8 protein-coding genes and 2 pseudogenes are annotated in these 10756 nt (G+C 73.7%); 2 read left to right on the forward strand and 8 right to left on the reverse strand.

Translation table 11 applies throughout. The features are described from left to right. The first annotated feature begins 74 nt into the window (after positions 1–74). Positions 75–881: an ABC transporter ATP-binding protein gene (locus ACZLMO_RS10155; RefSeq protein ID WP_463653680.1), complete on the forward strand. Its 807-nt coding sequence runs from the start codon at positions 75–77 to the stop codon at positions 879–881. Positions 882–1036: 155 nt separating this feature from the next. Here the strand turns inward: ACZLMO_RS10155 and ACZLMO_RS10160 are convergent, their stop codons facing one another. The 5 genes and pseudogenes from ACZLMO_RS10160 to ACZLMO_RS10180 form a co-directional block, all read right to left on the reverse strand. Further along, positions 1037–2047 (reverse strand): bifunctional riboflavin kinase/FAD synthetase, encoded by a 1011-nt coding sequence (locus ACZLMO_RS10160; protein ID WP_425712986.1) that lies wholly within the window; start codon positions 2045–2047, stop codon positions 1037–1039. A gap of 55 nt (positions 2048–2102) precedes the next feature. Next, positions 2103–2753 carry a Sec-independent protein translocase subunit TatA/TatB gene (locus ACZLMO_RS10165; protein ID WP_425712985.1) on the reverse strand — a complete coding sequence of 217 codons (651 nt, stop codon included), beginning with the start codon at positions 2751–2753 and terminating at the stop codon, positions 2103–2105. Next, the gene (tatC, locus tag ACZLMO_RS10170; RefSeq protein WP_463653681.1) at positions 2750–3709 is read right to left on the reverse strand and encodes a twin-arginine translocase subunit TatC; all 960 of its coding nucleotides are present in this window, start codon (positions 3707–3709) and stop codon (positions 2750–2752) included. Before tatC ends, ACZLMO_RS10165 begins: the two co-directional genes overlap by 4 nt. Before the next feature lie 265 nt (positions 3710–3974). Beyond that, a pseudogene (locus ACZLMO_RS10175) lies at positions 3975–4104 on the reverse strand (twin-arginine translocase TatA/TatE family subunit); the annotation flags it as partial. A 57-nt stretch (positions 4105–4161) separates the two neighbouring features. Beyond that, entirely contained in the window at positions 4162–5280 is a 1119-nt protein-coding gene (locus ACZLMO_RS10180; RefSeq protein WP_425712982.1) for a dioxygenase family protein, read from the reverse strand. 367 nt (positions 5281–5647) lie between these two features. Here ACZLMO_RS10180 and ACZLMO_RS10185 point away from each other — a divergent pair, with 367 nt between their 5' ends. Then, entirely contained in the window at positions 5648–6682 is a 1035-nt protein-coding gene (locus ACZLMO_RS10185; RefSeq protein ID WP_463653682.1) for an inositol monophosphatase family protein, read from the forward strand. A gap of 62 nt (positions 6683–6744) precedes the next feature. Here the strand turns inward: ACZLMO_RS10185 and ACZLMO_RS10190 are convergent, their stop codons facing one another. The 3 genes and pseudogenes from ACZLMO_RS10190 to rbfA form a co-directional block, all read right to left on the reverse strand. After that, the gene (locus ACZLMO_RS10190; RefSeq protein ID WP_425712980.1) at positions 6745–8376 is read right to left on the reverse strand and encodes an HNH endonuclease; all 1632 of its coding nucleotides are present in this window, start codon (positions 8374–8376) and stop codon (positions 6745–6747) included. 326 nt (positions 8377–8702) lie between these two features. After that, the gene (gene truB, locus ACZLMO_RS10195; protein WP_463653683.1) at positions 8703–9899 is read right to left on the reverse strand and encodes a tRNA pseudouridine(55) synthase TruB; all 1197 of its coding nucleotides are present in this window, start codon (positions 9897–9899) and stop codon (positions 8703–8705) included. 238 nt (positions 9900–10137) lie between these two features. Then, positions 10138–10656 (reverse strand): annotated as a pseudogene (rbfA, locus tag ACZLMO_RS10200) (30S ribosome-binding factor RbfA); the annotation flags it as partial. Positions 10657–10756: the final 100 nt, after the last annotated feature.

Below are 10756 nucleotides of genomic sequence, written 5' to 3' on the forward strand. Positions count from 1 at the left end.
CGCCCGACTCCCCGTCCGCCGCGCTGACGGCGTCGACGACCGACCTTCCGCCACCCACCAGAAGGGTTCCCGCCGTGACCACCATGCCCACTCGGCCCACCACGCCAGCCGTCGACTCCGCCTCCAACTCCAGCGCCGCCCGCAGCGCCGCCCCCGACCCAAGCCGAGCCTCGGCCTCCGCCGCCGGCCTCACGCTCGAGCACGTCACGCTCACCTACCCCGACGGGGGCGGCCGGCTCACCGCAGTCGACGACGTCTCGCTCTCGGTCCCCGCCGGCACGACGACGGCGCTGCTCGGCCCGTCTGGCTCCGGCAAGTCCAGCCTCCTCGCCGTCGCCGCGACCCTCACGCTCCCCGACGCCGGTCTCGTCCGGATCGGCGACCGCGTCGTCACGGGTGGTGGCCGGTCGCTTGGCGAGCGCGAGCGCGCCGAGCTGCGCCGGACGAGCATCGGCATCGTCTTCCAGCAGCCGCGACTCCTGCCGAGCCTCACCGCGATCGAGCAGCTCACCGTCCGGACGCACATGCGCGGCGGCGACATGACGGCGGCGCGGGAGCGGGCCGCCCGGATGCTCACGCGCGTCGGCCTCGGCAGCGAGCTGGGTCGACGGCCGCACCAGCTCTCCGGCGGCCAGCGTCAGCGGGTCAACATCGCCCGGGCGCTCGTCGGGGATCCCGCCGTCCTCCTCGTCGACGAGCCGACCTCGGCCCTCGACCACGAGCGGGGCACGCAGATCGTCGACCTCGTCACCGAGCTCACGCGCGCGGCCGGCGCCGCGACGCTGCTCGTCAGCCACGACGAGTCCACCCTCGGGGGCGTCGACGCCGTCGCACGCATCGCCGACGGTCGCCTCCTCGAGCCGGCTCTCGCGGCAGCCTGACGACCCGACGGCGAACCGCCGCGAGCAGCGGTCCGGCGTCGGCGTGGGGACCGGGCGACGGGGCAGCGGCGGATCGTCACCGGCGGTTCGTCGTCGTCGGCCCGTCGTCCCACCTCTCCCCCACGTCGCGAGCCGTGCGCCGTCGGACCCGCGACTCAGGTCGCGGTGACCGAGCCCGGCGCGAGGTCCGGCGGGACAGGGACGCCGAGGATGCCGGCCGCGTCCTCGACGTCGGCGCGCATCTGCACGAGCAGCGGCTCGATGCCGTCGAACGCGACCATCGGCCGCAGGTGCGCGACGAACTCGACGACGACCTCCTCGTCGTACAGGTCGAGGTCGGTGCGGCCGAGGACGTGGGCCTCGACGGTGCGCTCGGTGCCGTCGAACGTGGGGTTGGTGCCCACCGAGATGGCGGCGGGCAGGCGGGTCGCCCCGGCGTCGGCCGCGCCGGGCGACTCGAACGGTCCCGGGAGGAGCCAGCCGGCGTACACGCCGTCGGCGGGCACCACGCCGAGGTCGTCGGGGGCGAGGTTCGCCGTCGGGTAGCCGAGCTCCCGACCACGGCGGAACCCACGCACGACGACGCCGCGCAGGCGATGCGGCCGCCCGAGGATGCGGGCGGCCTGGTGGACGTCGCCCTCGGCGAGCGACTGGCGGATCCAGGTCGAGGACCAGCGGCGGCCCGTGAGGTCGCACGCGACCTCGGCCACGAGCACGAGGCCCATGCCCAGGCGGTCGCTCAGCTCGCGCAGCACCTCGGCGTCGCCGGCGTTGTCCTTGCCGAACCGGACGTCCTCGCCCACCACGAGGCACGCGACGTCGAGGTCCCGCCTGAGGTACTCGGTGACGAACTCCTCGGGGCCGGCCGACGCGAAGTCGAGGTCGTAGTGCTGGACGAGGACGCCGTCGAGGCCGAGCGCCGAGAGGCGTGCGATCCGGTCGGCGGCGTTGGCCACGAGGACGAGGTCGTCCTCCGGCCGGTGCACCTGGGCCGGGTGCGGGTCGAACGTCAGCGCGACGGCGGGCAGCCCGCGCCGCTCGGCCTCGGCGACCGTCGCAGCGAGCAACGCGCGGTGCCCCCGGTGGACGCCGTCGAAGACTCCGACGGTGAGGACGATCGGCCCCAGGTTCTCGGGGATCTCGTCCGTGCCGTGCCAGACCTGCACCGTCGGCCTCTCCGTGTGCGTGCCCCTGCCGGGGGCGACGCGTCGCGCCGCAGGGTCACTGTAGTTCTCCTGCGGGGGCGGCCCGTCGGGTGGTCGGTGCCGGGGCGGCGTCGGCGTGGGCGACGGAGTCGTCGCCGGGAGGCGCGTCGGCGGCGGGCACGCCGGCAGACCCGCCGGCCGAATCCTCGCGGCCTCCCCCCTCGGCATTCCCTGCCTCGGACCTCACCTCGACCGGCACGCGGATCCGACGCGGGTGGCCCGAGCTCCCGCCCGCGATCACCCAACGCCATGCGGGCTCGGCCGGCTCGGCGTGAACCGCGGGCTCAGCGGCCCCGGCGGGCTCGGCAGGCTCGGCGTGAACCGCGGGCTCAGCGGCCCCGGCGGGCTCGGCAGGCTCGGCAGGCCTAGCGGCCCCGGCGTGATGGGCGTGCTGGACAGGCTGGGCGGGTTCAGCCGGCTCCACGAGCGCGTCGCGCACCACGCGGCGCGGGTCGTAGCGCCGTGCGGCGTCGCGCCACTGGTCGACCGCGAGCGGCACGCCGAGCTCGTCCTCAGTCCGGGTGCGCGTCGCCTCGACGTAGGCGCGCACGCCCCGCACGATCTCGGCCAGCCGTGCGACATATCCCGGCAGTCGCGCCGGCCCGATGACGAAACTCGTCAGCGCCAGCACGACGACCAGCTTCTCCAGGCTGAGCCCGATGGTCATGATCCACCTCCCGAGATCGAGTGCTGTGCACGATCAGCGTCGTCCGCCGCGTCCGCACCGAGCACCCGGTCCGCAACGAGCACCCGGTCCGCAACGAGCACCCGGTCCGCACCGAGCACCCGGTCCGCAGCATCCACCCCGCCCGCAGCGGGCACCCCACTCGCGGCATGCACCTCGTTGGCGCCGGTGCCCCCGCCCTTGGCGAGCGCCCGCCGCGCGGCGATCCGGTCGTGCACGAGCGCGATCACGTACGCGGCCCCGAACAGCGCGGACATCGTCACTGCCACGAGCGCCATCGACAGCAGGTCGGCGGCGGGGGCGACGAGGGCGCTGAACACGACGATCACCACGACGACCACCCGCCACGTCCGCGCGAGGAGACGCGCCGGGAGGACGCCGAGCGCGTTGAGCACGACGACCGCCACGGGCAGGGTGAACGCGACACCGGTCGTCAGGACCACCTTGAGCACGAAGCTCACGTACCCGGAGGCATCGAGCAGGGTGAGGTCCTCCGTCGACGAGATCTCGACCAGCAGCTGCACCATGTGCGGGAAGAGCAGCAGGCCGGCGAGGCAGCCGGCGAGAAACAGCGGCAGGGCGCCCGCGAGCGAGGCGAGGACGAACCGACGCTCGCGCCTCGTGAGGCCCGGGAGCAGGAAGGCGAGCGCCTCGTAGATCCACACCGGCGCCGCCAGGACGAGGCCGGAGACGATGGCGAGCCGGACCGTCAGGTCGAACGCCCCGGTGAGGCTGGAGTGGTTGAGCGCGGTCACGTGCGACTCGGTGAGCTCGGCGAGCGGCGCCCGCATGAGGTCGAGCAGCGGGTCCGCCAGGACGAAGCCGCCGCACGTGCCGACCGCGAGCGCCACCACCGAGCGGAGCATCCGGTCGCGCGCCTCGCGGGCGTGCCCCGCGAGCGGCATCCGGTTCCCCGTCGCGGCGGGGGCTGCGGTCACGACGCGATCCGCCCAGTCCCGCCCGCGACCTCGGGGGACGGAGTCACGTTCTCGCGTGGCATACCCGCCGACGACGCCGGACCTGCGTCGTTCGCCGCGACCAGCACGGTCGGCGCGCGGGACATACCTGGGTCTCCGACGTCAGGCACTGCCGTGCCGTCGAACGCCGTGCCCGCCGCGGAGCCTGCGCGGGACGCACCGGGGTGTCCGACGTCGGGCAGGGCCGTCACGTTGCCCGTATCACCGGACGACTCGTCGGTCCCGGCCTCCTTCTTGAGGATGCGCACGGACTGGCCGACGCTGCGGGCGAGCGCCGGCAGCTTCGAGGCGCCGAACAGCAGGAGGATCGTGGCGAGGATGATGAGGGCGTGCCAGCCCGTGAGGTTGCGGAGCATGTCGGTCTCTCTTTCGGTGGGTCGAGCGGGAGGAAGAAGGTCGGGGGGCGTGCCGGTTCAGGACCCGTCGGTCGAGGTGTCACCGGGCGTGCCGCCGGGGCCGCCCTCGGGCGGGGTACCGCCACCGGGCGGAGTGCCGCCACCGGGCATGCCACCGCCAGGCATGTCACCGCCGCCCATGCCGCCGGTCGGCTCGGTGGTCGTGTCCACGCGGGCGACGATCGTCGCGATGAACCCGGTGTCGAGGTCGCCGGTGACCACGGGCATCTGGAGGTCCTCGGTGTCGTCGCCGAAGATGCCGTCCGTCGAGAGCGTGACCCCGGCGAGGTTCTGGCCCGAGCCCGAGTAGGCGTCGAGCGCGTAGATGTCGCCGAGGATCGCCTCCGGGATCGCGAGCTGCGACGTGGCGATCGCGTTCTCGGCGTCCGTGATCGAGTCGACGTCCGGGTAGACCTCGAAGTGGATGTGCGGCCAGCGACCGGCGTAGCAGCCCGGCACGATCGACGTGAAGGTCACGTCCCCCTTGGCGTCGGCCACCTGCACGCCGCGGAGCCAGGTGTCCTCCTCGACGCCGGAGGAGTACATCGAGTACTCGCCGAGGCCGTTGCAGTGCCAGGCGTACACGGCGGCGCCCTCGAACGGCGCGTCGTTGTTCGCCATGTCGGTGACGCGGATCGTGAAGGTGAGCGCGACGCCATCGACCGTGGTGGTCTCGCCGATGTTGGGTCGGATGTCCGAGCGGACGATGCCGGACTCCTCGAGGACGTCGGGGCCGTTGGAGCCGTCGCCGGGGTAGGGGCCGGCGGTCTCGTCGGGGATCTCGGCGGCGGGCAGGACCGTGCTCGTGGAGGAGGTGCCCGTGCCGGCGGAGGCGGTGCCCGTGCCGGCGGAGGCGGTGCGCGTGCCGGCGGAGGCGCTGTCGGTCGCGCTCTCGCCACCCACCGTGACGGAGTCGCCGGCGGTCGAGGAGTCCGAGCCCGATGGCGAGCACGCCGCCAGCAAGGTCGCCCCCGCGCCTGCCCCCACGAGGGCGAGGACGTTGCGGCGGCTGAGCAGGGTGCCGACGTCGAAGCCGACGCCCTGGTCGACGACCTCGTCGTCGGGGCGGACGAGGAGACGGCCCTCGTAGGCGGGGCCGTCGGGGGTGGTGGTCGGTTCGGGGGCTCCGGTGGCCATGGCGTTCTCCTTCTCGCAGCGGGCCCGTTGTGGGTCCCGGTGTGAGGCAGAGAGTGCATGGCCACTCTGGGAGGGATCCCGTGGTGCGCTGCCAGATCTCTGGGAGGTGGCCGATAGCTGCGTGGGAGTCGTCTGGGCGTTTCCTGGAAGCGATGTCGAGCGGCGAGTGGCGAGCGGCGAGCGGCGAGTGGCGAGCGGCGAGCGGCGAGTGCGAGTAGCGAGTAGCGAGTGGCGAGTGGCGAGTGGCCAATGACGACGTGTGAGTGCGAGCGGCGATCGTGAACGTGGGTGTGAGCGTGAGCGTGACGGCAGTCGGCGTGCCCAGGAGCGCAGCGCGCCCCGCCGGGCCGGCCGCTAGCGTGAGGCCATGCGCGCCACCTCGCCCGGTCACGCCGACGCCCCAAAGTCCCTCGAGTCCCAGGAATCCCCCGTCGACGCCGCGGGGTCCGCCCCGTCACCCGCGGATCTGCTCGCCGCCGTCCGTGACGCGGCGGACCGGATCTGCGACTACCTCGTCGGCGTCACGGGCGCGGCGGCGGAGCGCGAGCTCAAGCGCGACGCCCACGACATCGTCACCGTCCACGACCGGCGCAGCGAGGAGATCGCCATCGAGGTGCTGCGCCGGCACGTGCCGGACGCTCGCGTGCTGGGCGAGGAGGGGGGCCTCAACGTTCCGGCAGGCATCTCGACGACGCACGACGGCGGCTCCGCGACCGACAGCTCCCCCACCCCTTCCCTCTACCCGACGCCGCCGGGCGTCGTGACGTTCGTCGTCGACCCGATCGACGGCACGTCGAACTTCGCGGCCGGGGTGCCCGTCTACTGCACGTCGATCGCGGCACAGGTGGGCGACGAGACGGTGGCCGCCGTCGTGCGCATGCCCGAGCTGGGGCTCGAGGTCTTCGCCGGCGACGACGGCTGCCACGTCCTCACCCATCCCCTCGACGGGAGCCCGACGACGGACGAGCACACCCGCGTGCCCGGCCCCGTCCAGCGGACCGACATCGAGTCCGTGCTGTCCACCGGGTACCCGGGCGTGCGGGACCTCGACCACCCGGCCACGCTCACGCACCTCGCCCAGCTCCTCACCACGGTCGGCGCGGTGCGCTCGCTCGGGGCCGGCGCCGCGGAGCTCGCCCTCGTCGCCGCCGGGCGCCTCGACGCGACGTTCGGCCTGCGCACGACGCCGTGGGACGTCTCCGCCGGCGCCCACCTCGTGCGGTCGGCCGGGGGCACGGTCGACCACCTCGTCATCGACGGCGATCCCGACGCGCCGGAGATCCACCGGCCCGGCTATCTCGCCACCGGCCCCGGGCGCGCACTGCCCGGCGTGAAGGCGATCCTCGACCTCGTCAGCGCCGAGCGGGTCGCCGCGGCGAGCACGACCGGGACGCACGGGTAGGCGCTCCCCCGCCACCCGGGTCGGGCGATGAGTCGTCGCACTCCGTCACGCACGCGGCCAACCTAGGGATCCAGTTCGCCCTGTGGTTCGCCGTCGGAGGGCGGTTCAACTCCCGCACGCTCGGCTTCGAGCGCCGCCTCCGAGAGCTCGTCGAAGCGGCGGACGCGCGCGGCCACCCGGTCCTTCAGCTGCTCGTGGCGTTCCTTGGTCATCAGCGGTGGTAGCGGTCTGAGCCGGTAGGGGAACGGCGATCTCGGGACCCGGTACCGGTGGCCGGTGGGAGTCCAGACGTCGAGCTGCTCACCGTCCATGGCCTGTCGCCACCCGGGGTTCTGCTTGGCGTAGTTGTGCGTGGCGCACAGGCCGGAGGCGTTGTCGGCGCGCGTCCTGCCGCCCTGGGCGTGCGGGTCGGCGTGGTCGACGTGCTCCGCGGGGGCGTCGCAGAACGGCTCGGTGCACGAGTCGTCCCGCAGGAGCACGAACTTGCGCAGCTGGCCGTCGAAGGTGCGCCTGCGCGACTCCATGCGGACGGCGCCGCCCGTCTCCGGGTCGGTCCACAGGCGCCGGAACCAGACGTTCCTCGCCTCCCGCACCTGGTCCCGCGCCACCGACGCGGACAGCGGACCCTGACCGGGCAGCCACGCGGGCTCGTCCGCGCCCGCCAGGGTCTTGTCCGTCAAGACGACCGTGAGATCGATGTCCCGCGGCTCGCTCGCGGACGCACCGGTGACGTGCTCGACGAGGAGGTCCGCCGCCACCTGGTTCGCGGTCCGCTCGCCGGACTCACCGGCGGTGACGATCGACGCCGCCTGCTCGGTGAGCGAGGCGTAGACCCGCACGGCCTCGGTCATGGGGAGGTAGGCCGACAGGTAGGCCATCGAGCCGTTGGCGGGCCGCACGCTGACGCGGCGGCTGGTCCGCTCACGGCGGTGCCGGAGCAGGGCGGCCTCGTCGTCGAGCTCCTGCGTCTTCTTCCGCGCATGGTCCCGGATCTGCTTGTCGCCCCAGTTCGGAAGGTCGTCCGCGAGTGCCAGGTCGACCCGCTGCCGATCCTCGACGGACAGGCCCACCGTCTCGCGGGCGAGGATCGTCGCGCGCCACTCGGAGACGAGACCCTGACGCATGAGCTCGAGGGTGCACGGCAGCTCGTCGACAAGCGTCTTCGCGAGCCCGAGGTGCTGGGAACCACGCCGCGCCGGCTCCTTACGGGCCAGCGCCACCTCGGCCGCCAGGCCCCTGCCGCGATCCTCGAAGGGCACCCCCCTCTCCTCCTCGGCCTCGGCCCGCATCCGCGCAAGGTCCGATGCCGCCATCGCCTGCCCCGCCGACGCCACCGCCTTGAGCCGCTCGAAGAGCTGGATGTGGTCGATCGCCTCCTGCTCGGAGGCACGCGTCATGCGCGTGAGTGCAGGCAGGAGCGCCCGCACGTCAGCGGCATCGATCGTGGGAGTGAGGACGGTTGCCACGTCCTGGGGCTCGTTCTCAGCCTCGACCAGGTGATCAACCAGAGGGTCGACCGAGGGCGTATCCAGGTGATCAACCAGGGGGTCGACCGGGGGCGCGTCGAGGTGCTCCACCCGGGACTTGCTCAGCTGCTCGACCAGAGGCTCGTCCTGGATCGCGACGTGGAGGTCCTCCAGCGGGTCGCTCGGGAAGGCGCCCACACCGCGCACGTCCGCCTCATCCAACGTCATCGTCGACACCTCCCCCACATGATCGTGGACCCACCGCGATGATCGCGGCCAGTCACCCATCGCTCGAACTTGTGTTCGATCAACGGCCACGTTACGGGGTACCACCGACAACGGCAAGGGCTCGAGGCACATCTGTGGATGGCCGTGACCTGGGCAAACATGTGGACTCGCGTGCATCAGCCGGTCGCTCGGTCCCGGTCGAGAATCGGCCGGCATCCCTCGTGCGTGCCGTATGAGCAGCTCGCGCGGAGTCACGCTCAGGCCCCGTCGGGCAAGCGACGAATCCCCGCGCACTCACCGCACGGCGAGGCCGCTCGATACCTCTATCAGGCCGGATCCAGCACGAGGACCGGACGGGCCTTCCGTCGCTCGTCGGAGAGGAGGGCCACGAGGTGCCCGGCGGGCGCGAAGGCGGCGACGACGCCGGAACCACCCGACCCACCCGCGTCCGTGTCCGCAGCGGCAACGCGGGACAACGCACCGGACGACGCCCCGCTCGACTCGCCATCCGACGCACCAGCCGCGCCGTCGTCCGTGAGACCGCTCGCCTCGATGCGCTGCCCGTACCGCACGGCCGTGGTCTCGGCGTCGGTGAGATCACGGACAGGGAAGAGACGGCGGGCGAGGAGCCCGGCCGGCAGCGTCTCGAGGACGCCGTCACCCGTCGTTGCGGACCGTGCCGTCCCTCCGGCGCCGACACCATCAGCCCCGACCCCGACAGTCCCGGCTTCGGCACCACCACCACCGCCGTCACCAGTCACCTCACCGGCGACGCCCCCGGACTCGGTCTCCCGCACCTCGCCGAGCGACTCGGCCATCTCCTCGAGTGTCCGTCCCTCCCCGACGTCGAAGGGCCCGACCGCCGTGCGCCGCAGCGCCGTCAGGTGCCCGCCGGTCCCGAGCGCCGCCCCGAGGTCGCGCGCGATCGCCCGCACGTACGTGCCCGAGGAGCACCTCACGCGCACGTCGACGTCGACGACCGCGGTCCCCTCACCAGGTTCCCCCTCCTGCACGACGCCGGAGCGCACCTCGCGCACGACGTCCAGCTCGTGGACGGTCACCTCGCGCGCCGCGAGATCGACGTCCTCCCCGTCGCGGACCCGCGCGTAGGCGCGCTTCCCGTCGACCTTGATGGCCGAGACCGCCGACGGGACCTGGGCGACCACCCCGGTCAGCTTCGCAAGGGCGGCGGGCAGCCGCTCCCCCACGACGTGGGCACTCGCCCCGGGAGAGTCCGTCGCCTCCCCCTCGGCGTCGTCTGTGGTCGTCGCGACGCCGAGGCGGATCGTCGCCTCGTACGTCTTGTCCGCCCCGACCACATAGGTGAGCAGCCGCGTGGCGCGGCCGACGCCGAGGACGAGCAGGCCCGTCGCCATCGGGTCGAGGGTGCCGGCGTGCCCCACCTTGCGGGTGGCGGCCATGCGCCTCACCCGTGCGACGACGTCGTGGCTCGTCAGCCCCTGCGGCTTGTCGACGAGCAGGACGCCGTCCGCGGCCGTCGCGCTCCCGCGCGGGAACTGCACGCGGCCCTCAGTCGCGGCCGGTGCCGGGCGCGTCAGGGCTGCCGGGCGCGTCCGTGGCGTCGGGAGAGCCGGCACCGTCGGTCGAGCCTGCACCGTCGCCGGGCGCGGACTCCGCCGCGGCGTCGAAGGGGTCCGCGGCAGGGCCGTCGACGTCCGGGCTCCGGTAGACGTCCTCGTCGCCGTCGATCTCACCGACGACCTCGAGGTCCTCGCCCGAGCGCGCAGGAGCGGCGGGGGTGTCGTCGTCGTGCGCGTTGTCGTCCTCGCCAACTCCGGCCGAGACGTCGTCCCGCCCGTCACCGATCGCCTCGTCGTCGGGCTCGTCGCCGTCGATCTCCTCGCGCGGCGCCTTGTAGGGGTCGGCGTCCCCGGCGTACGTGGCGCCGGCGGCGGCAGCGGCGATCTGCTCGTCGCGCAGCTTGACCTCGGCCAGGCGGTCGGCGAGATCCTGGGCGGTGGTCGGCAGGGCGTCGAGGACGAACTCGAGCGTGGGCGTGAGGCGCACGCCCGTCTGCTTGCCGACCTCGGAGCGGATGATGCCCGTCGCGGACCGCAGCGCCGCCGCCGTCCCGGCCCGGTCCTCGTCGGAGCCGTAGACGGTGTAGAAGACGGTGGCGTGCTGGAGGTCGCCCGTCACCCGGACGTCGGTGACCGTGACGAACCCGAGGCGCGGGTCCTTGATCCGCGTGTCGAGCATGCGGGCGACGATCTGCTGGATGCGCTCGGCGAGCCGGCGCGCGCGGCCGGAGTCGGCCATGGGGACCTCCACGGGTCGATGGTTGTGCTGCTACCGCGGGGTGGGGGGCACCCCAACCCTTTGTGGGTGGCCCCCCCCAACCCAAAGAGCGTGTGACCCC

The organism is Georgenia sp. G2120 (assembly GCF_055326485.1).

What these genes read in the sequence shown, in the direction of transcription:
- ACZLMO_RS10165 (WP_425712985.1), bottom strand. Translation starts at nt 2,753, where the DNA reads ATGACCATCGGGCTCAGCCTGGAGAAGCTGGTCGTCGTGCTGGCGCTG.
- ACZLMO_RS10180 (WP_425712982.1), bottom strand. Translation starts at nt 5,280, where the DNA reads ATGGCCACCGGAGCCCCCGAACCGACCACCACCCCCGACGGCCCCGCC.
- ACZLMO_RS10185 (WP_463653682.1), top strand. Translation starts at nt 5,648, where the DNA reads ATGCGCGCCACCTCGCCCGGTCACGCCGACGCCCCAAAGTCCCTCGAG.
- ACZLMO_RS10190 (WP_425712980.1), bottom strand. Translation starts at nt 8,376, where the DNA reads ATGACGTTGGATGAGGCGGACGTGCGCGGTGTGGGCGCCTTCCCGAGC.